The organism is Agromyces sp. 3263 (assembly GCF_031456545.1).
Taxonomy (GTDB): Bacteria; Actinomycetota; Actinomycetes; order Actinomycetales; family Microbacteriaceae; genus Agromyces.
Genome location: NZ_JAVDUV010000001.1, coordinates 2,078,439 through 2,099,029, shown reverse-complemented (window position 1 = coordinate 2,099,029; position 20,591 = coordinate 2,078,439). Strand labels below are relative to the sequence as shown.

At 74.0% G+C, this 20,591-nt stretch carries 19 protein-coding genes; 8 read left to right on the top strand and 11 right to left on the bottom strand.

All coding sequences use genetic code 11. The annotated features are described in order from the left end of the window. Positions 1–15: 15 nt before the first annotated feature. Genes J2X63_RS09695 through J2X63_RS09680 form a run of 4 tightly spaced genes read right to left on the bottom strand, consistent with a single transcriptional unit; the run spans position 16 to position 3,770 of the window. A complete protein-coding gene (locus J2X63_RS09695; protein WP_309976515.1) occupies positions 16–480 on the bottom strand; it encodes a molybdenum cofactor biosynthesis protein MoaE in 465 nt (154 codons plus the stop codon). Then, positions 473–1,471: a bifunctional molybdenum cofactor biosynthesis protein MoaC/MoaB gene (gene moaCB, locus J2X63_RS09690; RefSeq protein WP_309976512.1), complete on the bottom strand. Its 999-nt coding sequence runs from the start codon at positions 1,469–1,471 to the stop codon at positions 473–475. The genes J2X63_RS09695 and moaCB overlap by 8 nt, the downstream gene beginning before the upstream one ends. Next, a complete protein-coding gene (gene glp, locus J2X63_RS09685) occupies positions 1,468–2,661 on the bottom strand; it encodes a gephyrin-like molybdotransferase Glp (protein WP_309976511.1) in 1,194 nt (397 codons plus the stop codon). The genes moaCB and glp overlap by 4 nt, the downstream gene beginning before the upstream one ends. Further along, complete coding sequence (locus J2X63_RS09680) at positions 2,661–3,770, bottom strand: ThiF family adenylyltransferase (RefSeq protein ID WP_309976509.1); 1,110 nt, start codon at positions 3,768–3,770, stop codon at positions 2,661–2,663. Before J2X63_RS09680 ends, glp begins: the two co-directional genes overlap by 1 nt. 131 nt (positions 3,771–3,901) lie before the next feature. On the opposite strand from J2X63_RS09680, the gene J2X63_RS09675 reads away from it, so the two are divergent. The 5 genes from J2X63_RS09675 to J2X63_RS09655 all read left to right on the top strand — a co-directional run bounded on the left by J2X63_RS09675 (position 3,902) and on the right by J2X63_RS09655 (position 8,486). Next, complete coding sequence (locus J2X63_RS09675) at positions 3,902–5,566, top strand: molybdopterin-dependent oxidoreductase (RefSeq protein ID WP_309976508.1); 1,665 nt, start codon at positions 3,902–3,904, stop codon at positions 5,564–5,566. Positions 5,567–5,647: 81 nt separating this feature from the next. Beyond that, positions 5,648–6,064: a TOBE domain-containing protein gene (locus tag J2X63_RS09670; protein WP_309976506.1), complete on the top strand. Its 417-nt coding sequence runs from the start codon at positions 5,648–5,650 to the stop codon at positions 6,062–6,064. Next, positions 6,061–6,882 (top strand): molybdate ABC transporter substrate-binding protein, encoded by an 822-nt coding sequence (gene modA / locus J2X63_RS09665; protein ID WP_309976504.1) that lies wholly within the window; start codon positions 6,061–6,063, stop codon positions 6,880–6,882. The genes J2X63_RS09670 and modA overlap by 4 nt, the downstream gene beginning before the upstream one ends. Beyond that, positions 6,883–7,686, top strand: coding sequence for a molybdate ABC transporter permease subunit (gene modB / locus J2X63_RS09660; protein ID WP_309976502.1), 804 nt, complete (start codon positions 6,883–6,885; stop codon positions 7,684–7,686). Further along, positions 7,683–8,486 (top strand): ATP-binding cassette domain-containing protein, encoded by an 804-nt coding sequence (locus J2X63_RS09655; RefSeq protein ID WP_309976500.1) that lies wholly within the window; start codon positions 7,683–7,685, stop codon positions 8,484–8,486. Before modB ends, J2X63_RS09655 begins: the two co-directional genes overlap by 4 nt. 20 nt (positions 8,487–8,506) lie before the next feature. Here J2X63_RS09655 and J2X63_RS09650 read toward each other — a convergent pair whose 3' ends face one another. The 4 genes from J2X63_RS09650 to J2X63_RS09635 all read right to left on the bottom strand — a co-directional run bounded on the left by J2X63_RS09650 (position 8,507) and on the right by J2X63_RS09635 (position 12,642). Beyond that, entirely contained in the window at positions 8,507–9,886 is a 1,380-nt protein-coding gene (locus J2X63_RS09650; RefSeq protein ID WP_309976498.1) for a DUF222 domain-containing protein, read from the bottom strand. Positions 9,887–10,009: 123 nt separating this feature from the next. Further along, complete coding sequence (locus J2X63_RS09645) at positions 10,010–10,492, bottom strand: histidine phosphatase family protein (protein ID WP_309976496.1); 483 nt, start codon at positions 10,490–10,492, stop codon at positions 10,010–10,012. Between the two features lie 107 nt (positions 10,493–10,599). After that, positions 10,600–11,547 carry an arginase family protein gene (locus J2X63_RS09640; RefSeq protein WP_309976494.1) on the bottom strand — a complete coding sequence of 316 codons (948 nt, stop codon included), beginning with the start codon at positions 11,545–11,547 and terminating at the stop codon, positions 10,600–10,602. A gap of 108 nt (positions 11,548–11,655) precedes the next feature. Further along, positions 11,656–12,642 carry an NAD-dependent epimerase/dehydratase family protein gene (locus tag J2X63_RS09635; protein ID WP_309976492.1) on the bottom strand — a complete coding sequence of 329 codons (987 nt, stop codon included), beginning with the start codon at positions 12,640–12,642 and terminating at the stop codon, positions 11,656–11,658. A 198-nt stretch (positions 12,643–12,840) separates the two neighbouring features. On the opposite strand from J2X63_RS09635, the gene J2X63_RS09630 reads away from it, so the two are divergent. After that, positions 12,841–15,207, top strand: coding sequence for a heavy metal translocating P-type ATPase (locus J2X63_RS09630; protein WP_396133149.1), 2,367 nt, complete (start codon positions 12,841–12,843; stop codon positions 15,205–15,207). A 9-nt stretch (positions 15,208–15,216) separates the two neighbouring features. On the opposite strand, the gene J2X63_RS09625 is transcribed toward J2X63_RS09630, so the two are convergent. The 3 genes from J2X63_RS09625 to J2X63_RS09615 are packed head-to-tail and all read right to left on the bottom strand — an operon-like array spanning position 15,217 to position 17,248. Next, positions 15,217–16,368 (bottom strand): molybdopterin molybdotransferase MoeA, encoded by a 1,152-nt coding sequence (locus tag J2X63_RS09625; protein WP_309976490.1) that lies wholly within the window; start codon positions 16,366–16,368, stop codon positions 15,217–15,219. Beyond that, a complete protein-coding gene (locus tag J2X63_RS09620; protein WP_309976488.1) occupies positions 16,365–16,637 on the bottom strand; it encodes a DUF6457 domain-containing protein in 273 nt (90 codons plus the stop codon). Before J2X63_RS09620 ends, J2X63_RS09625 begins: the two co-directional genes overlap by 4 nt. Next, on the bottom strand, positions 16,634–17,248 hold the full coding sequence (locus tag J2X63_RS09615; RefSeq protein WP_309976487.1) for an NTP transferase domain-containing protein: 615 nt from the start codon (positions 17,246–17,248) through the stop codon (positions 16,634–16,636). The genes J2X63_RS09620 and J2X63_RS09615 overlap by 4 nt, the downstream gene beginning before the upstream one ends. A gap of 94 nt (positions 17,249–17,342) precedes the next feature. Here J2X63_RS09615 and fdhD point away from each other — a divergent pair, with 94 nt between their 5' ends. Both fdhD and J2X63_RS09605 read left to right on the top strand, forming a co-directional pair. Next, complete coding sequence (gene fdhD / locus J2X63_RS09610; RefSeq protein WP_309976485.1) at positions 17,343–18,206, top strand: formate dehydrogenase accessory sulfurtransferase FdhD; 864 nt, start codon at positions 17,343–17,345, stop codon at positions 18,204–18,206. Then, positions 18,203–20,503, top strand: a complete 2,301-nt coding sequence (locus tag J2X63_RS09605; RefSeq protein ID WP_309976483.1) for an FdhF/YdeP family oxidoreductase — start codon at positions 18,203–18,205, stop codon at positions 20,501–20,503. Before fdhD ends, J2X63_RS09605 begins: the two co-directional genes overlap by 4 nt. Positions 20,504–20,591 lie beyond the last annotated feature (88 nt).

The window sequence follows — 20,591 nt, the reverse complement described above, 5'->3', positions numbered from 1 at the left end:
TCGCGTGACCCGAGGTCAGAGGTTGACCCACTCGGTGGTGCCGCCCTCGAGGTGCTGGCGCTTCCAGATGGGCGTGCGCTCCTTGATGCGGTCGACGAGCAGGGCGCATGCGGCGAAGGCCTCGGCGCGGTGCGGTGCGGCGACGGATGCCACGAGCGCGACGTCCCCGATGGCCAGGGTGCCGACGCGGTGGGCTGCGGCGACCCGCAGGCCGGTCTCGCCGGCGACCTCGGCGCAGGTCTCCCGCAGGAAGCGCTCGGCCTCGGGGTGCGCCTCGTACTCGAGCAGGGTGACGGATGCCCCGTGGTCGTGATCGCGGATGACGCCCTCGAACGTGACGAGCGCGCCGTCCTGCCGCGACTGCACGAAGGCCTCGATCGCCGCGCGGTCGAGCGGCTCGGTCGTGACGACGGCCAGCACATCGGACTCAGGCAGGCGCGCCTCAGGCATGGTGCCGTCGGGCGTGCTCGCCTCAGGCATCCGAACCTCGCGGCGCATGGTCGCCTCCGGCGACCTGGTCGAGGAGGTGGGGGAGCAGCTCGTCGAGCACGCGGAGGCCGTCGGCGACGCCGCCGCGCGACCCGGGGAGGTTGACGACGACGGTCCGCCCGGCCACCCCGGCGAGCGCGCGGCTCAGGGCGGCAGTCGGCGTGGCAACGCGTCCGGCGGCGCGGATCGCCTCGGCGACCCCGGGCAGCTCGCGGTCGAGCACGGCCAGGGTCGCCTCGGGAGTACGGTCGCCGGGGTTCACGCCCGTGCCGCCCGTCGTGATGAGCACGGAGGGCGATCCCGCGACCGCCCGGCGGACCGCGTCGGTGACGTCGGCGTCGGCGACCACGACGGGCTCGTCGACGTCGAAGCCGCGTTCCCGGAGCCACGCCACGATGACCGGGCCGGCCGTGTCGTCCGCGGTGCCGGCCGCCGCCCGGGTGGACGCCACGAGCACGGTGGCCACGCCGGGGTGGTGGGCCGGGTCGGCGGGGCCGGCGGCGCCCGATGCGGCATCCGCTCGCCAGACGCCGCGCTTGCCGCCCCGCTTCTCAACCAGGCGGATGCCGCCGAGCTGGGCGGCGGGGTCGACGGCCTTCACCATGTCGTGCAGGGTGAGTCCGGCGATGGCGACGGCCGTGAGCGCCTCCATCTCGATGCCGGTGCGGGCGGTGGTCGAGACGGTGGCACGGATCGTGACCGCCGCCTCCTCGAAGCCGAAGTCGATCGACACGGCGTCCAGCGGCACGATGTGGGCGAGCGGGATGAGCTCGCTCGTGCGCTTCGCCCCCGAGATGCCCGCGATGCGCGCCGTGGGCAGCACGTCGGCCTTCTTCAGTCCGTCGCTGCGCACGAGCGCCACGACCTCGGGCGTCGTGTCGAGGCGGCCCTCGGCGATCGCGATGCGACGGGTGATCGGCTTGCCGCCGACGTCGACCATGCGCGCGCGGCCGTCGTCGTCGAGGTGGGTGAGCGAGCTCATAGGAACACGGTATCGACCATGGCGCCCGCGTCGAGCGACGTGACGTCCTCGGGAACCACGATGAGCAGCTCGGATGCCGCGAGGGCCGCGACGAGGTGCGAGCCCGGTCCTCCCACGACCTCGACGCGCCCGTCGTCGGCGCGGCGGCCGCGCAGGAACTGGCGCTTGCCCGCCACGGACGTGAGCGGCGCCGCGAGCGGGAGGCGCTCCGTGCGCGCCGGCGGCAGTCCCGCGATGGCGCGGAGCGTAGGCGCCACGAACAGCTCGAACGAGAGCTGGGCGCTCACCGGGTTGCCCGGGAACCCGATGACGGGCATGCCCCGGTAGGCGCCCGTGGCCTGCGGGCCCCCGGGTTGCATCGCCACGCTGCCCACCCAGCCGCCGAGCGGCCCGAGGGTCTCGCGCACCACCTCGTACGCGCCCATCGAGACGCCGCCGCTCGTGAGCACGAGCTCGGCGCCGGCGTCGCGGGCGGCATCGAGTTCGGCGCGGAGCCGCGAGACGTCGTCGCGTACGCGACCCTCGTGCACGACGACGGCGCCCACGGCGCGCACGGCCGCAGCGAGCGCGACGCCGTTCGCATCGGGGATCTCGCCCGGTTGCAGCGCGGACCCCGGCGGCACGAGTTCGCTGCCCGTGCTCACGACGGCGACACGCACGCGTTCGCGTACGAGCAGCTCCGTGAGTCCGGATGCCGCCGCGGCGGCGAGGTGCCGCGACGCGAGCTTGAGTCCGGGGGGCAGCACGTCGTCGCCGGCGGCGAGGTCGGCGCCCGCCTCGCGCACGTACTCGCCGGCCGCGCGCGGGCGCAGGATGCGGATGCGCGCGCCGTCGGATTCGGTGTCCTCGACGGGCACGATCGCGTCGGCGCCCTCCGGCACCGGCGCGCCCGTCATGATGCGCACCGCGGTGCCGGGTGCCAGCGGGCCGGGTGAGCCGGCCGCCGCGGCGACCTCTCCCGTGATCGGCAGCGACACCGGGGCATCCGTCACGTCGACGGCGCGGACGGCGAACCCGTCCATCTGCGAGTTGCGGAACGGCGGCAGGGCGATGGGCGACTCGACGGGCGAGGCGGTGATGCGACCGAGCGCGTCGGCGAGGGCCACCCGCTCGGTCGGGCGGGCGCCCAGTCCGGTGAGCAGCGAGCGCACGAAGGCGGCGTGCTCGTCGACGGGGATGCGGCCGGCCATCAGTACCGCACCACGCTCGGGTCGACGGTGCGCGACCAGGCGTCGATGCCGCCGGCCAGGTTGCGCACGCTCGCGAAGCCCGCGCGGGCCAGCGATCGCGCCGCGAACTCCGACCGCACGCCGAGGTGGCAGTAGACGACGACGGATGCCGCGGGGTCGAGCTCCGCGGTTCGTGCATCGAGCTCCCCGAGCGGGATCAGCGTGGAGCCGGGAATGGTCGCGATGTCCGCCTCCCATGGTTCGCGCACGTCGAGGAGCACCGGCGGGGCCTCGGAGTGGAGCTCGCCCGAGAGGGTGCCGGCGTCGACCTCGCCGGCCACGGGCGCCGGCGCCGGCTCGGCTGCCGGTGCGGGCTCCGGTGCGGCCGTAGCCGGGCTCGCCAGGGCATCCGCCGACCGTCGGTAGACGATCTCGCGCGTGCGACCCGACAGCGCCTCGAACACCACGACCCGGCCGAGCAGCGGCTCGCCGATGCCCGTGAGCAGCTTCAGCGCCTCGCCGGCCATGAGCCCGCCCGTGACCGTGCACACCGTCGGCAGGATGCCGTCGATCTCGCAGCTGAGGCCGGCGTCGGCGGGAGGCTCGGGGAAGAGGTCGCGGTAGGAGACGCCCCGCGCGTCCCACGAGACGCCGACCTGGCCCGAGAACTTCGCCGCCGAGCCCCAGACGAGCGGGATCCCCGCGCGCGCGGCCGCGTCGTCGGCGACGTAGCGCGTGAGGATGTCGTCGGTGCCGTCGATGACGAGGTCGGCGTCGGCGAGGAGCTCGTCGGCGTTGCGCGCGTCGAAGGCGTGCGGCACCGGCAGCACGGTCGTCTCGGCCGAGAGCGCCGCCGCGGCATCCGCTGCCGATGCGACCTTGTCGCGGCCGACGTCGGCCGGCGTGTGCAGGGTCTGCCGGTGCAGGTTGGTGACCTCGACGCGGTCGTGGTCGACGAGCGTGAGCCGGCCCACACCGGCCGCGACGAGGGCGGGCACGACCGCACTGCCGAGTCCGCCGGCGCCGAGCACGACGACGTGCGCGGCGGCGAGGCGCTGCTGCGCATCGAGGCCCCACCCCGGCAGCACGCGCTGACGGGCGTAGCGGGGATCAGCGGGATCGAGGGCCATTCCTCGATTCTCGCAGGCGGGGACGGCGGCGCGTCCAGAGGGCCGCCGGCAGCACCGCGCCAATCCGGGGCGCCGCCGGTGACGAACCACCCCTGCGAGCGCACCCGCGCCCGGGATGCGGAGGCGGCGGCATGGCGACGACGAGCCCGAGGCGCAACCCCCGTCCTTGGCGCTGGTGGGGCTGGGCCGCCGTCGCCGGGATCGTGAGCGCCGGGGTGTTCCTCGCCGTCGCCGAGCTGTTCGCGCTGCTCGTCGCCCGCGACGGCAGCCCGATCCTCGCCGTCGGGTCGTTCGTGATCGACATCGTGCCGCAGCCGTTCAAGGAGTTCGCGATCGCGACCTTCGGCGCGTACGACAAGGTCGCGCTCCTCATCGGCTTGGCGCTCGCGGTGCTCGTCGCGGCGGCGATCACGGGCGTGCTGCAGTTCGTTCGGCCGCCGCTCGGCGTCGTCGCGCTCGGGCTGGCCGGCGCGCTCTCGGTCGCCGCGGTCGTCACGCGTGCCGGGGCCACGCCGTTCGGGGCGGTGCCGCCCATCGCCGGCACGGTCGTCGGCAGCGTCGTGCTCGTGCTGCTCGTGCGCCGGCTCGGCGCCTGGCAGTTCGAGCTGGGAGCGGAGCGGAGGCGCGCGGATGCCGCGACGGCGGGTGTCGGGTGGGACGCCGATCCCGGCGACCCTGCCGAGCCCGCTGCCGCCGCCTCCCCCTCGGAGCCGCCGCGCTCAGTCGTGGACCGGCGCGGGTTCTTCCTGCTCGCGGGTGCCGCCGCGGCATCCGCCATCGTGGTCGGCCTCGGATCGCGCGTCGCCGGCGCCACCTCGTCGTCGATCGCCGCGATCCGCAAGGCCCTCCGCCTGCCGCCGCCCCGCACGACCGTGCCCGTGCCCGCGGGTGCCGAGCTCGACATCCCCGGGATCTCGCCGCTGTTCACCGCGAACCGCGACTTCTACCGCGTCGACACGGCACTCACGGTGCCGGAGGTCGACCCCGCCGGCTGGCGGCTCGTCGTCGACGGCCTCGTCGACCGTCGGCTGGAGCTGGGCTTCGACGAGCTCGTGGGCATGGGGCTCGACGAGTACGCGATCACGATGACCTGCGTGTCGAACGAGGTCGGGGGCCCGCTGCTGGGCACGGCGAAGTGGCTCGGCGTCCCGGTGCGCGACGTCCTGCGGCTCGCCGGTCCGCGGTCGGGCGCCGACATGGTGCTCTCGCGCAGCGTCGACGGGTTCACGGCCGGCACACCGATCGAGGCGCTCATCGACGACGGACTCGACGCCATCCTCGCGGTCGGCATGAACGGCGAGCCGCTGCCGCTCGAGCACGGCTTCCCCGTGCGGATGGTGGTGCCGGGCCTCTACGGCTACGTGTCGGCGACGAAGTGGCTCACCGGGCTGAAGGTCACGACGTTCGCTGACGACGAGGCGTACTGGACACCCCGCGGGTACAGCGCGAAGGCGCCCATCAAGCTGTCGTCGCGCATCGACACGCCCCGGTCGGGCACGCCGATCGTCGCGGGCCCCACGAAGATCGCGGGGGTGGCGTGGGCGCAGCCGGTGGGCATCGACCTCGTCGAGGTGCGCATCGACGACGAGCCGTGGCAGCCGGCGACCCTGTCGACCCCCCTGAACGGCAGCACGTGGGTGCAGTGGTTCGTCGACTGGGACGCAACGCCCGGCACGCACTACGTCACGGTGCGGGCGACGGATGCCGCGGGCACGCGCCAGGCGGAGGAGCGGACGCCCATCGCACCGGACGGATCGACGGGCTGGCAGCGCACGCTCGTCACGGTGACCTCGTAACCCGTTTCGGTGAGGAACCTCGCCCGCGTGCCGCATCCGCGGGTACAGTGAGGGAATGCAGCCGCAGATGAGGTACCGCTCGTGACCGAGTTCCGGGTGAGCGAGGCTGCAGCCCTCCTCGGCGTCAGCGACGACACCGTTCGCCGCTGGGCCGAGCACGGGCGCCTGCCGCTGCGGCGGGCCGCGAACGGGATGCAGGTCATCGATGGCGCCGACCTGGTGCCGCTCATGGCGGAGGCAGGATCGGGCGGAGCGCTCGCCGAGGCCTTCCCGCTGGCGCGGGCGTCGGCCCGCAACCGCTTCGTGGGCCTCGTGACCCGCGTGCAGCGCGACGGCGTGATGGCGCAGGTCGACCTGCAGGCGGGGCCGTTCCGCATCGTGTCGCTCATGAGCCGCGAAGCCGCCGACGAGCTCGGGCTGGAGCCGGGCATGCTCGCTGCGGCGAGCGCGAAGGCCACGAACGTGACGATCGAGCTGCCCCCGCGAGGCGAGGCATGAGCTTCCGGATGCCGCGTGCCGGCGTGGCGGGCGCGGCCCTGGCCCTCGGCGCGGCGCTCGTGTTCTCCGGCTGCGCCGCGGGCGGAGGGTCGGCCGCATCGAGGTCGTCGGCCCCCGGGACGGATGCCGCACCGACGACCCTCACCGTCTTCGCCGCCGCGTCGCTCACCGAGGCGTTCGACGCACTCGCCGAGGACTTCGAGGCGGAGCATCCGGCCATCGAGGTCTCGCTGAGCTATGGAGGAAGCGTCGCGCTCGCGCAGCAGATCGTGGAGGGCGCCCCGGTCGACGTGTTCGCCTCGGCGGCCGAGCCGCCGATGACGGTCGTGGTGGAAGCCGGGCTCGCCGACGACCCGGTCGTGTTCGCGACGAACACGCTCGAGCTGGTCACCCCCGCCGGCAATCCGGCCGGGATCACGGGGCTCGCGGACCTCGCCGACCCCGACCGGGGCATCGCGCTCTGCGATCCGACGGTGCCGTGCGGTGCGGCATCCGACGCCCTGCTCGCCCAGGAGGGCGTGACGGCCTCCCCCGACACCCTCGAGTCCGACGTGAAGTCAGTGCTCACGAAGGTGGTGCTCGGCGAGGTCGACGCCGCCCTCGTCTACCGCACCGACGCGCGCGCCGCGGGGGACGCCGTCGAGGGCATCGAGGTGCCGGGCGCGGCATCCGTGGTGAATCGCTACCCGATCGCCGCGGTCGGCGCGGCCGCCGATCGGGATGTGGGGCGCGCCGAGGCCGCGGCCGACTTCGTGGCGTTCGTGACCGGCGAGGCTGGTCAGTCCGTGCTCGCCGACGCCGGGTTCGGAGCCCCCTAGGTGGGCAGGACGGGCCGGCTCGCCTGGCCGGTCGCCGTGGTGGCGGGCGTCGCGCTCGCCGTGCTCGTGCTGCCGCTCGTGGCGCTGGTCGTGCGCGCCCCGTGGGGCGATCTCGCCGACCTGATGACACGCGAGTCGGTGCTGCAGGCGCTCGTGCTCTCGTTCACCACGGCGACCCTCGCCACGGGCGCGTGCCTCGTGCTCGGGGTTCCGCTCGCCGCGCTCCTCGCACGGGCCGCCGACTGGCCGACGCTTCCTCGTCGGGCGCTTCGCGCGGCGGTCACCGTGCCGTTGGTACTGCCGCCGGTAGTGGGCGGCATCGCCCTGCTGCTCCTGCTCGGACGGCGCGGCCTCATCGGCGGCGCACTCGATGAGTGGTTCGGCATCACGGTGCCCTTCACGACGGGAGCCGTCGTGCTCGCGCAGGTGTTCGTGGCGCTGCCGTTCCTCGTCTTCGCCGTCGAGGGAGCGCTCCGCTCGGCCGACCGGCGCACTGAACTGGCCGCAGCGACGCTCGGCGCGTCCCGGTGGCAGGTGTTCCGCTTCGTCACGCTGCCGCTCGTCGCACCCGGCGTCGCCGCGGGCGCCGTGCTCTGCTTCACCCGGGCGCTCGGCGAGTTCGGCGCCACCATCACGTTCGCCGGATCCCTTCCGGGCGTGACGCGCACGCTGCCCATCGCGAGCTACCTCGCCATGCAGTCGGACCCCGATGAGGCCATCGCGCTCGCGCTGCTGCTGCTCGCCGTATCGGTCATCGTGCTGCTCGGACTCCGCGACCGCTGGCTGCCCGGGGTGCGGGCGTGACCGAGCGCGGGGGTTCCGAGCGCGGGGGTTCCGAGCGCGGGCGCGGGCGGCGCGATGCCGCTCGGCCGGATCCCGCTCGGCCGGATCCCGCTCGGCCGGCGCTGCACGCCGACGTCGCGGTGGTGCGGGGCGACCTGCAGATCGCGGCGCGGTTCGACGTGCGGCCGGGGCATCCGCTCGCGCTGATCGGACCGAACGGCGCGGGCAAGTCGAGCGTTCTGGCGGCGATCGCCGGCCTCGTTCCACTGCGGTCGGGGCGGATCGCGATCGGGAGCCGCACCGTCGACGCACTGCCACCCGAGCGCCGGCGCATCGGGGTCGTGTTCCAGGACTACGTGCTCTTCCCGCATCTCACGGTGCACGACAACGTCGCGTTCGCGACGCGGATGCGCGGCTCGCGCGCCGCGGCGCGGTCGGCGGCCGAGCCGTGGCTCGAACGGTACGGGCTCACGTCGCTGGCCGGGCGGTTTCCCGCGGAGCTCTCGGGCGGCCAGTCGCAGCGCGTCGCACTCGCGCGGGCGCTCGCCGCCGAGCCCGAGGTACTCCTGCTCGACGAGCCGATGTCGGCGCTCGACGTCGAGGTGCGCGCCGAGATGCGCACGGAGCTGGCCACGCACGTGCGCGACTTCGGCGGTGCCACCGTGCTCGTGACCCACAGTCCGGCGGATGCCGCGGCGCTCGCCGACCAGGTCATGGTGCTCGAGTCGGGACGCGTCACCCAGCGCGGCACGCTCGACGAGCTGCGGGCTGCGCCGGCGACGCCGTACGTGCGGCGGATGCTCGCGGCATCCGCGGACTGACCGGCACGCCCAACGTCGGGTCATGCTGGGACCGCGTCGGAAGCGCAGGATCGGGGTCGACGCGCGGCCCACGGCGGTTCGATGTCACGCTCGACGAGCCGGGCAGGGTCGACCCCCGCTCGCTCCGACGTGTGCTGCGGCGCCCGCGAATCTCTCACGTCGGGCGGCGGGAACGGCCGGTCGGGTGTCGACACGTGCGCGCGACCAGCCGGAGACGTCCACCGGATGTCGCCGTCGGGCAGCTGGGACACGCGCCACCCGGTGTGGTGCTTCAGTCGATGGTGCTTGCGGCAGAGATGGGCGAGGTTGTCGTGGCGGGTGGCGCCCCCCGCCGCCCAGTCGAGAGTGTGGTCGACGTCACAGCCGGCGGCGCGACGGGAGCAGCCGGGGAATCGGCATCCCCCGTCGCGGACGCGAAGGTATCCGGCGAGGTCGGCGGGAACACGGTAGCGGGTGCGGCCGTAGGAGAGGGAGGCGCCGGTTTCGGGGTGCGTGAGGATGCGATGGAAGGACGGCGCGTGCGCCGCCAGCCGACGAGCCGTCTCGGCGGGGATGGGTCCGTGCCCATCGAGCTCGGCGGGCTCGTCGCTGTGTCCGAGCAGCGTGAGCACCGGCACGGTGACGTAGACGCGCGGCCTGACCACGCCGAGCGGCGACGAGTCGGCGCCCGCACGCCCCGCCGCTCCGACGACGGTGCGGCCGAGCAGGAGATCACCGGCCAGGTCGACCAGGCGCTGCCGACGCGTGCGGGGGTCACCATCCGAGTCGTTCACCGCATCGGCGAGCACATCGAGGTGCGCCATGATCGCCACCCCGCGCTCGGCCTCGAGGTACATGCTCAGCCACGCCATGCCGTCGGCGTCGGACTCGAGGATGACGCGACGCTCGTCGCGGGCGCGTTCGTGTCGCGCGTCGGACGGCTCGGGATGGATGCGTTCTCGAAGCCGACGAATGCGGCGACGGAAGGCCGACGGCGTCTCCCGTGCCACGCCGGCGAGCGCGGCAGCCTCGAAAGCCCCGGCATGATCCCCGGGCAGGCCACTCGCGACCTCGAGCAGGGATCGCACCTGCGGAACGGCGATCGTGCCGGCCGACAGCGCGTCGAGCGTGGCGGCGAACGTGCCGCACAGCTGGGTGGCATCGGCGATCAGCCGGCCAGCCGTCGCCTCGTGCACGACGAGCGTCGTCGCCAGCTCGGCGACGAAGGAACGCGTCGCGAACTCGCGATCGTTGAACGACGAGTCATCCGTCACGCCCTCGACCTCGGCGGCCAGCCGGCGGGCGATCTCGATGCTCCGAAACTGCTCGGCCTGCGCCGAGCGCACAGCGCGCTCGAGTTCGACGATGCGGTCGAGCTCGGCATGCAAGCGAGCTCGTGCGTCGCTCGGCGAGGGGTTCATGTGACCAGTCAAGCACCGACCACCGACATTCGGATGCCCTCGAAATGGCCGGTGAGGGGGTATTTTCAGTGTGGATATCTCGGCTCGGTCATCGGCTGTGGAGGACGAGTGACCTGGCGCCGATCACCGAGGCGTGTCGAACCGGGTCTCCACCGGATCCGCCTCGACGGCCTCCGCCCAGGTCCCGACGTCGAACGTGAATTCCGCGACCGCGCACGTCGGCATGTGCTCGATCGTGCCCGACAGCGCGAAGGCGAGGTCGGAGAGTCCCGGGTCATGGGCGACGACCATCGCCGTCTCGGCGGCGGCGTCGAAGTCGCGGACGACGTCGAGGATCTCCTCGGGCATGGCGCCGTAGAGCCGCTCGTCCAGCTCCACGCGGTCGGCACCGACGCCGAGCGCCTGCGCCAGCAGCTTCGCCGTGGTTCGAGCGCGAATGGCCGTGCTCGACCGGATGAGGTCGGGCACCAGACCCCGCTCGGCGAGGCGCCGACCCATCTCGGGCGCATCGCGCAGGCCGCGCTCGGCGAGCGGCCGCTCGTGATCGTCGAGGCCCGGCGCATCCCAGGCCGACTTCGCGTGTCGCACGAGCACCAGCGTCTTCATGCGGCGAGTCTGCCACCGTCGGCAGCGGTCCGCGAGGGCGAGCGCGGCCAGCGAACCGCGGTCCGCGAGGGCGAGCGCGGCCAGCGAGCCGCGAGCCGCGCCGGCGCCTACACCCCGCGCGCCGCGAGCCCCGCCGCGAACTCGAGCACGCACAGCGCGGCGAGCCGCACGGTGCGGCCGTCCGCGGCATCCGTCGTCGCATCGATCTCGACCAGGTCGGCGCTGCGCACGCGGGCATCGGATGCCGCGGCTCGCACGAGCTCGCGCAGCTCCCACGCCGCGAGGCCACCCGGCACCGACGCCGGGCAGGCCGGTGCGACCGAGCGGTCGCAGGCATCGACGTCGACATCGAGGTGCACCGGACCGCCGGCGGCACCCGCGATCTCGAGCGCCTCGGCCATGACCTCGGCGGGTCGCCGGCCGTGCAGCTCGTCACGGTGGATCACGGTGATGCCGAGCTCGGCAGCGCGCCGGGCGTAGGCGGCGGAGTTCGCGAAGTCGGCGATGCCGATCTGCACGATGCGGCGCGGATCCAGGCCCGCCTCGACGAGACGCCGCACCGGGGACCCGTTCGAGACGCCGTCGCGCAGGTCGTAGTGCGCGTCGATCGTGACGAGGCCGGCCCGGCCGAGGTCGTCGCCCCACGCGCCGAGCGCGGTCGCCACGGTCACCGAGTTGTCGCCGCCGAGCGCGACGAGCGCGGTCGCGCGTTCGAGCGCGGCCGCCGTCGCGGCGATCGTGCGCGCCTCGCCCTGCACGCCGTCGGGCTCGTCGATGTCGCCGGCATCCGCGAACCGCAGCTCACCGAGGTCCCGGCCGACACGTGCCGCCGTCCCCTCGGGCGCACGCCGGTCGGGCATCAGCGCGGGACTGTACCGCTGCAGCGCCTCGCGGATCGCCGCCGGGGTGGCGTGCGCGTTCGTGGGCGACAGCGACGTGCGCCACGCGGGAACGCCGAGGAGCATGAGATCCACGGATGCCGCGGGCTCGAGCTCCGGAAGTGCGGGCCATCCGCCCGCGCGGGGCCAGAGGGGATCGTGCGAGAGGGGCGCCATGGCACGACGCTAGCAATCGCGGATGCCGTCGGCCGAGGCATCCGCCAGCTGCGATGTCTGCGATCCCAGACGCCACGCGGCGCGACGCGACGCCGACCCCAGCCCGGCTCAGCCGCGCAGCGCCGACAGCAGCTCGCGCTCCCGCTCGGCCGACAGTCCGGCGCCGCGCTCGCGGTCGAGGCCCTGGCTCCGCTCCCACTCGAGGATCTCGGCGAGGAGCTGCTCGGGCGGCCGCAACCGCAGGCCGGCCGCCTTCGCCGCCGCGTTCGAACGATCGAGGAAGGCCTGCCACTCGGGATCGATGATCCAGAGCGGCAGCGACTCGGGACCCGACCACTCGGCGACGCCCTGGTCGGCGAGCCACTCGGGCGACACGGCGACGACCTCGCCCTCGTGGCCCGCGGCGGCGCGCGACAGCTCAAGCCAGTCCTCGAAGGTCACGCGATCGCCCACCGCATTGAACGCCCCGGTGAGACGCCGCTCGATCGCGTCGAGCGTGAAGCGCACGAGGTCGTCGACGTGGATGGCCTGCACCGGCGCGTCGAGGATGTCGGGCACGAGCATCGGCCCGTCGTCGCGAGCCGCCCGCGCGACCCAGTAGCCGCCCCGGCCCGAGGGGTCGCCCGGCCCCACGATGAGCCCGGGGCGGATGACGAGCAGCCGGTCGCCGAACGCCTCGCGGTAGGCCTGCTCGATCGCGGACTTCGCCTCGCCGTACGTCTCGGGGTCGGACTCGTCGGACTCCAGCGGCGGCATCAGCTCCGCCGTCTCGTCGGCGCCCGGCTCGTCGTGCCGGGCGTACACGTTGCCCGACGAGATGAAGGTCCAGTGCGCGGCCGACGGACCCAGGTCGAGGGCCGCGCGACGCGCGAACCCGGGCTGGCGGGTGACGTCGATCACCGCATCCCATCGGCGGCCGGCGACCTCGTCGTAAGCGTCGGGGGCAGAGCGGTCGGCGCGCACGAGCTCGGCGCCCGCGGCGACCTCACCGGCCTCGCCGCGCGCGAGGCACGTCACCCGATGCCCGCGCGCGAGCGCCTCCTCGGCGAGCGTGCGTCCGAGCCATTGCGTGCCGCCGAGGATGAGCAGGTCCATCCCGCCATCCCAGCACGCGACGGATGCCGCCGTCACGCGTGTTCTCGGAGCGCGAACCGGCTCGACGTCGGGGACGAGCGGCACGCGCCCGAACGGATGTCACCGCTGGGGAATGCCCACCCGGTGTCGACCGTTGTCGTCATTGATACCCCGTGGGGGTATGCTGATCTCGAACCGGCGAAGGGAAGATCGATGAGTATGACGCGCGACGAGCCGCACGAGCACGCGCCCGACCACGACCACGCGGAGCACGACCACGCGGAGCATGCAGGGCATGACATGCACGCGACCCATGACGCGCACGCTGGGCATGACCTGCAGGCCGGCCACGCCCACGCCGGGCACGACCTGCACGCCGGCCACGCCCACGCCGGGCACGACATGCACGCCGGCCACGCCCACGCCGGGCACGACATGCACGCCGGGCACGACATGCACGCCGGGCACGACATGCACGCCGGCCACGACCACGCCGGGCACGACGCTCACGCGGGGCACGGCGGACACGGCGACCACGTCGGCCAGTTCCGCCGCCTGTTCTGGGTCATGCTCGTCATCGCGATCCCGACGATCGCGTTCAGTCCGATGTTCGCGTCGATCCTGGGGTACTCGCTGCCCGACAACCCGATCGTCCCGTGGATCTCCCCTGTGCTCGGCACCGTCATGTTCTTCTGGGGCGGCCGACCCTTCCTGACGGGCGCCTGGTCGGAGCTGAAGGCGCGCCAGCCCGGCATGATGCTGCTCATCGGCCTAGCGATCACGGTGGCCTACGTCGCGTCGCTCGGCGCGAGCCTCATGCTGCTCGACCACCAGCTCGACTTCTGGTGGGAGCTCGCCCTCCTCATCGTGATCATGCTGCTCGGCCACTGGATCGAGATGCGGTCGATCATGCAGGCCTCCTCCGCCCTCGACGCGCTCGCGGCGCTGCTGCCCGACGAGGCCGAGCGCGTGACGGATGCCGCTGACGGCGCGGCCGCGACCGCGAGCACCACCGAGATCGTCGCCCCGTCCGACCTCCGCGTCGGCGACGTCGTGATCGTGCGCCCAGGCGGCCGCGTGCCAGCCGACGGCGACGTGGTCGACGGCACCGCCGCGATGGACGAGTCGATGATCACCGGCGAGTCGACGACCGTGAGCCGTGGCCCCGGCGAGCACGTCGTGGCCGGCACGGTCGCGACCGACACCGCGATCCGCGTGCGGGTCTCGGCGGTCGGCGACGACACGGCGCTCGCGGGCATCCAGCGCCTCGTCGCGAAGGCGCAGGCGTCGAGCTCGCGCGCCCAGCGGCTGGCCGACCGGGCCGCCGGCTGGCTGTTCTGGTTCGCGCTCGGCGCCGCCGTGATCACCGCGATCACGTGGACGATGCTCGGCAATCCCGACGATGCGGTCGTGCGCACGATCACCGTGCTCGTGATCGCCTGCCCCCACGCCCTCGGCCTCGCCATCCCGCTCGTCGTGTCGATCGCGACCGAGCGCGCAGCACGCGGCGGCGTGCTCGTCACCGACCGCCTCGCCCTCGAGACGATGCGCACGGTCGGCGCGGTGCTGTTCGACAAGACCGGCACCCTGACGAAGGGCGAGCCCGCGGTCACCGACGCGCTCGCGGCATCCGGATTCGACCCCGACCAGGTCATGGCGCTCGCCGCGGCGGCCGAGACCGACTCCGAGCACCCGCTCGCCAAGGCGATCGTGACGGATGCCGCGCGCCGCGGCCTCGCCGTGCCGTCGGCGTCGGGCTTCACGGCGTCGGCCGCCGTCGGCGTGCACGCCACGGTCGGCGGACGCATCGTGCAGGTCGGCGGCCCCGGGCTGCTCACCCGCGAGGGCACGGCGCCGCTCGCGGCCTCCGCCGGCTGGAGCGAACGCGGCCAGACCGTGCTGCACGTGCTCGTCGACGGCGAGCTCGCCGGGGCGATCGCCCTGGCCGACGAGGTGCGGCCCGAGTCGAAGCAGGCCGTCGACGCGCTGCACGCGCTCGGCGTGCAGGTCGTGATGATCACGGGGGACGCCGAGCCCGTGGCCCGCACGGTCGCCGCACAGCTCGGCATCGACCGGGTCTACGCGGGCGTGCGCCCCGAGGACAAGGCCGCCAAGGTGCAGGAGCTCCAGGCCGAGGGCTTCAGCGTGGCGATGGTCGGCGACGGCGTGAACGATGCGCCCGCACTCGCGCAGGCCGACGTCGGCATCGCGATCGGCGCCGGCACGGATGTCGCGATCGCGTCCGCCGGGGTCATCCTCGCGTCATCCGACCCGCGTTCGGTGATCTCGGTCATCGAGCTGTCGCGGGCGAGCTACCGCAAGATGCAGCAGAACCTGTGGTGGGCGGCCGGCTACAACCTCGTCTCGGTGCCGCTCGCGGCGGGCGTGCTCGCGCCCATCGGCTTCGTCATGCCGATGTCGGTCGGCGCGATCCTCATGTCGCTGTCGACGGTGATCGTGGCGGCCAACGCGCAGCTACTGCGCCGGCTCGACCTGCGCCCCGAGGCGTCGACCCGTGCGGTGCTCGGGCGTTCGGGCGGTGCTCCGGATGTCGCGCCGGCGCCGCGCGCGACCGTCGCCGCCTAGGCCGGCGGCTCAGCTCGGCCAGGGGAGTCGCAGCGCCTCGGCGACCCCGCCGGTCGCGACGCCCGACTCGGGAACGACGACCACCACGTCGGCCTCGGCGATGCCCCGCAGCATCGCCGAGCCGGCGTGCGGGGTCGGGGTCGCGACGCCGTCGTCCACGGTCACGGGAACGAGGCGGGTGGTTCCCGCGCGTCCCTCCAGCCGCTCCGACACCGTGACGGTCGCCGTGCCCGGGTCGCGGCCGGTCCAGGCCTCGAGCAGCGGACCGCCGATGGCGAGCAGGCCGAGCAACGCGGCGAGGGGATTGCCAGGAAGCCCCAGCACGAGGCGGTCTGCGCCCCGCGCGAGGAACGTCGGCCCGCCCGGACGCATCGCGACCGACGGCACCACGAACTCGGCGCCGAGCCGCTCGACGGCCCGCCGCACCTGGTCGGCGTGCGAGCCGCCGGTGCCGCCGGTGGTCACGACGAGGTCGACCGCGTCTGCGGTGAGCGCGGCGAAGGTCGCCTCGGTGTCGTCACCGACGCGGTGGATCGCGACGACGTCGGCACCGAGCCCGCCCAGGATCGCCGGCACGGCGACGCGGAAGCTGTCGCGCACGAAGCCGGGTGCCGGCACTCCGGCCTCGACGACCTCGTCGCCCGTGAGCACCAGTGCGACGCGCGGGCGCCATCGCACCACGATCGCGTCGGCGCCCGTGGCGGCGATGAGCGCCACCCGCGGCGGCGTCAGGAGGGCGCCCGCGGCGAGCAGCGTGTCGCCGGCCTCGGCCTCCGTGCCGGCCGGGCGGATGTGGCGGTGCTCGGCCACGTCGCGGCGCCCGGTCTCGCCCACGGGTTCGAGCGCGTCGCCGTCGACGCGGCCGGCCTCGGCACGGAGGATCGCCTCGGCACCGGCGGGCACGAGGCCGCCGGTCACGATCGCGACGGCCTCCCCGGGTCCCGGCTCCGGGCGGTCGACGATCCGCCACGGCGGCGTGCCGGCCACGGCCCAGCCGTCCATCGCCGACGAGGCGTAGTGCGGCAGCTGGATCGGCGTGCGCACGTCCTCGGCGAGCACGCGTCCCAGGGCGTCGGCGAGTCCGACGAGCTCGGGGCGAGCCGTCGGTGCCGCGCGGGCGGCGGCGTCCCTGGCCTGCCGCCAGTCGACTCCTCGGCTCACTTGGCGGCGGCCAGGCGGCGCACGCGGTCGAGCACGTCGCGAGCCGCCGCCTCGGGATCGGCACCGCCGGCTGCGGCCACGCCGGCCGCGTACCCGGCCAGGTACGTCGTGATCGGGGCAGCCGGCCGCATCACCGCGTGCGCCGCCACCCCGGCGACGCCGAGCACCTGCTGGAGGTCGAGCGGCGCATCCGGAATGGCGAGCTCGGCGCGCACCTTCTCGGCCCACGCCTCGAGCACCCGGTCGAACTCCTCGTCGGAGACGCTCATGATCCCTCTCCTCCCGTCGCGCCGACCGCCTTCGCGTCGGCCCACGTGTCGACATCCATGGTGGCAGCCTCGGGCACCTGGACGTCGAGCAGCCGCAGCGGTTCGAGCAACCGCCGCATCGCCACGCCGTCGAGCGAGGCGCCGGCGGCGCCGGTCGCGGTGATCGCGGCGACGAGGGCCGATCGGCGGATGACGCTCGTGAGGTGCTGTGCCCGCCCCGCGGCATCCACCGCTCGCACGCCGTCGTGCAGCTGGTCGCGCGCGCGGTCGGCGTCGAGCGCCGCCAGCAGGATCGGCACGGCCTCGGCCACGAACGGCTGGTCCCCGGCGAGGAGCAGCACGGCACCGGCATCCGTCGGCAGCGCCGCCACGCCCGCGGCGACCGCCGCCGCGGGACCGCCGAACCGCGGCTCCTCCCGCACCACCCGCACGCCGGTCGGCAGCACGGACACGCCCGGCTCCCCGACGACGACGCGGTTCCTGGCGACCGACGCGGCGTCCACCACCCGCTCGAGCAGGGTGCGCCCGCCCACGCGCAGGTCGCCCTTCGCGACGCCGTCGAGACGGGTCGCGCGACCGCCCATGAGGATCACCGCGTCCACCACCAGCACGGCTTCACTGTAGGCCGCATCGGTCGGGGGCGAACGGGCGCGCGTCACGGAACGAACCCATCCCGCGCACGGCCGACCGTGATAGGCAGGATGCATGGGCAGGATCACGACGAGGACGCGGGTCACACGCATCACGGTGGGCGGGCCGACCTCCCGCCGGGAGGACCTCCTGGCCGTCGAGGAGCCCCTCGAGATCCGGGTCGGCCGCGAACCCCTCGCCGTCACGATGCGCACGCCGGGGCACGACGTCGACCTCGCCGTCGGCTTCCTCGTCTCCGAGGGCGTCATCGCGCGCGGCGACCAGGTCGCGGCCGCCATCCACTGCGCGGGGCCCGACGGCGAGAACACCTACAACGTGCTCGACCTGACACTCGCGCCCGGCGTCGCGGCTCCGGATGCCTCGACCCAGCGCAGCACGTACATGACGAGCTCGTGCGGGGTGTGCGGCAAGGCGAGCGTCGAGGCGGTGCGGACCCGATCGGCCCATCCGATCGACGACGACCTGCGCGTGGACCCGGCACTCCTCGTCACCTTCCCCGAACGGCTCCGCGCCGGGCAGGACGTGTTCGAGAAGACCGGCGGGTTGCACGCCGCCGCACTCTTCGACGGCCGCACCGGCGCGCTGCTCGTGCTCCGCGAGGACGTCGGACGCCACAATGCCGTCGACAAGGTGATCGGCTGGGCCGCCCGCGAGGGCCTGCTGCCCCTGCGCGGCATCGTGCTGCAGGTGTCGGGCCGCACGAGCTTCGAGCTCGCGCAGAAGGCGTCGATGGCCGGCATCCCGGTGCTCGCCGCGGTCTCGGCGCCGTCGTCGCTCGCGGTCGAGCTGGCCAAGGATGCCGGGCTGACGCTCGTCGGGTTCCTCCGGGGCGACTCGATGGTGGTGTACTCGGGGGCCGAGCGCATCGCGGAACCCGCGCACGAGCCCGTCGGCGCGGTCGGCGGAGGCGCCGCGTGAGCGAGCGCGAGCCCGAGCCCGAGCTCTACCCCGACCTCGAGGTGCACCCGGCCAAGCAGTGGGCGGTCGGCGTGCCCGGCATCCTGCACTCGATGGAACCGGCCCTCGCCTCCATGGGTGCGGCGCGCACGGCACGCCTGGCGCTCGCCATCAACCAGAAGAACGGGTTCGACTGCATGAGCTGCGCGTGGCCCGACCCCGGCCACCGCAACGTGCTCGAGTTCTGCGAGAACGGCATGAAGGCGACGACGTGGGAGGCGACGCCGATCACCGTCCCCACCTCGTTCTGGGCCGAGCACTCGCTCACCTCCCTCCTCGAGCAGGACGAGTACTGGCTGGGGCAGCAGGGACGGCTCACCGAGCCGGTCTACAAGCCCGCGGCATCCGATCACTACGAACCGATCTCGTGGGATGCCGCGTTCCGCCTCATCGCCGACCGGCTCAACGCGCTCGACTCCCCCGACCGAGCGGCGTTCTACACGAGCGGCCGCACCTCGAACGAGGCGGCGTTCGTCTACCAGCTGTTCGTGCGGGCGTTCGGCACCAACAACCTGCCCGACTGCTCGAACATGTGCCACGAGTCGACGGGCACGGCGCTGACCGCGACGATCGGGATCGGCAAGTCGACGGTGGCGTACGACGACTTCGCGAAGGCAGACCTCGTCATCGTGATGGGCCAGAACCCCGGCACCAACCACCCGCGCATGCTGACCGCGCTCGAGGAGACGAAGCGCAACGGCGGCCGGGTCGTCTCGGTGAACGTGCTGCCCGAGGCGGGACTCATCCGCTACAAGAACCCGCAGCGGGTGCGCGGCATCGTCGGGAAGGGCACGGCCATCGCCGACCGCTTCCTGCAGATCCGCTCGGGCGGCGACATGGCGCTGCTGCAGGCCGTGTCGAAGCGGGTGCTCGACGCCGAGGACGCCGCACCCGGCACCGTGCTCGACCACGCGTTCCTCGCCGAGCACACCGTCGGCCTCGAGGCGCTTCGCGCGCACCTCGCCGACCTCGACGAAGCCGCCGTGCTCGCGGCCACCGGCCTCGCCTCGCACGAGGTCGACGACCTCGCCGCCGAGTACCTCGCCGCCGAGCGCGTCATCATCACCTGGGCGATGGGGCTCACCCAGCACAAGAAGGCCGTGCCGACGATCAAGGAGATCGTCAACCTGCTGCTCCTGCGCGGCAACATCGGCAAGCCCGGTGCCGGCGCCTCGCCGATCCGCGGCCACAGCAACGTGCAGGGCGACCGCACGATGGGCATCTGGGAGCGGATGCCCGAACGGTTCCTCGCAGCGCTCGAGGCCGAGTTCGGCTTCCCGGTGCCGCGCGCCCACGGGGCCGACGCCCTGCGCACGGTGCGGGGACTGCGCAACGGCGAGATCGACGTGTTCTTCGCGCTCGGCGGGAACTTCGTCGGCGCCATCTCCGACACCGCCGTCGCCGAGGCCGCCATGCGCGGCGCGAAGCTCACGGTGCAGGTGTCGACGAAGCTCAACCGCTCGCATGTGGTGACCGGCGAGGAGGCGCTCATCCTGCCGACGCTCGGCCGCACCGAGGTCGACCTGCAGCAGGGGCATCCGCAGTTCGTCTCGGTCGAGGACAGCGTGTGCGCCGTGCACGCGAGCCACGGCGCGATCCCGCCCGTCGCCCCGGGACTGCTCTCGGAGGTGGCGATCGTCTGCCGGCTCGCGCGGGCGACCCTCGGCGAGCGCGACGGCGCGGACGTCCCCTGGCAGGACTTCGAGGACGACTACGACACCATCCGCGACCGCATCTCGCGCGTCGTGCCCGGATTCGAGTCGTTCAACGAGGACGTGCGGCGGAAGGACGGCTTCGTGCTGCCGAACGGGCCGCGCGACGAGCGCCGCTTCGACACCGCATCGGGCAGGGCGCTGCTCACCGTCAACGCGCTCGAGCACCTCGACCGGCCGCCGGGTCGCCTCATCCTGCAGACGCTGCGGGCGCACGACCAGTTCAACACGACGATCTACAGCCTGAACGACCGGTATCGAGGCATCCGGAAGGGACGCGACGTCGTCTTCGTGAACCCCGACGACCTCGCCGAGCTCGGTCTGGCCGACGGCCAGCGGGTCGACGTGCACAGCGAGTGGCGAGGGCAGGCCGACCGGGTGCTGCCCAACCAGCGGATCGTCGCGTATCCGACCGCGCGCGGCTGCGCGGCCGCGTACTACCCCGAGGCGAACGTGCTCGTGCCCCTCGAGAGCGCCGCGGAGGAGAGCAACACGCCCGTCTCGAAGGCCGTCATCGTGCGCCTCGTGCCGCACGCGGCATCCTGAGCTCGCCCCTGCTCTCGTCGCCGAGGCACGGCCGTGCGAGCATGTCGAAGAAAACCTTCGCGCCGATGTCGATCCGGCACCACGGCCG

Coding starts and splice junctions, on each gene's coding strand:
- J2X63_RS09695 (WP_309976515.1), bottom strand. CDS start 480: ATGCCTGAGGCGAGCACGCCCGACGGCACCATGCCTGAGGCGCGCCTG.
- moaCB (WP_309976512.1), bottom strand. CDS start 1,471: ATGAGCTCGCTCACCCACCTCGACGACGACGGCCGCGCGCGCATGGTC.
- glp (WP_309976511.1), bottom strand. CDS start 2,661: ATGGCCGGCCGCATCCCCGTCGACGAGCACGCCGCCTTCGTGCGCTCG.
- J2X63_RS09680 (WP_309976509.1), bottom strand. CDS start 3,770: ATGGCCCTCGATCCCGCTGATCCCCGCTACGCCCGTCAGCGCGTGCTG.
- J2X63_RS09675 (WP_309976508.1), top strand. CDS start 3,902: ATGGCGACGACGAGCCCGAGGCGCAACCCCCGTCCTTGGCGCTGGTGG.
- modA (WP_309976504.1), top strand. CDS start 6,061: ATGAGCTTCCGGATGCCGCGTGCCGGCGTGGCGGGCGCGGCCCTGGCC.
- J2X63_RS09650 (WP_309976498.1), bottom strand. CDS start 9,886: ATGAACCCCTCGCCGAGCGACGCACGAGCTCGCTTGCATGCCGAGCTC.
- J2X63_RS09645 (WP_309976496.1), bottom strand. CDS start 10,492: ATGAAGACGCTGGTGCTCGTGCGACACGCGAAGTCGGCCTGGGATGCG.
- J2X63_RS09640 (WP_309976494.1), bottom strand. CDS start 11,547: ATGGCGCCCCTCTCGCACGATCCCCTCTGGCCCCGCGCGGGCGGATGG.
- J2X63_RS09635 (WP_309976492.1), bottom strand. CDS start 12,642: ATGGACCTGCTCATCCTCGGCGGCACGCAATGGCTCGGACGCACGCTC.
- J2X63_RS09630 (WP_396133149.1), top strand. CDS start 12,841: ATGACGCGCGACGAGCCGCACGAGCACGCGCCCGACCACGACCACGCG.
- J2X63_RS09620 (WP_309976488.1), bottom strand. CDS start 16,637: ATGAGCGTCTCCGACGAGGAGTTCGACCGGGTGCTCGAGGCGTGGGCC.
- fdhD (WP_309976485.1), top strand. CDS start 17,343: ATGGGCAGGATCACGACGAGGACGCGGGTCACACGCATCACGGTGGGC.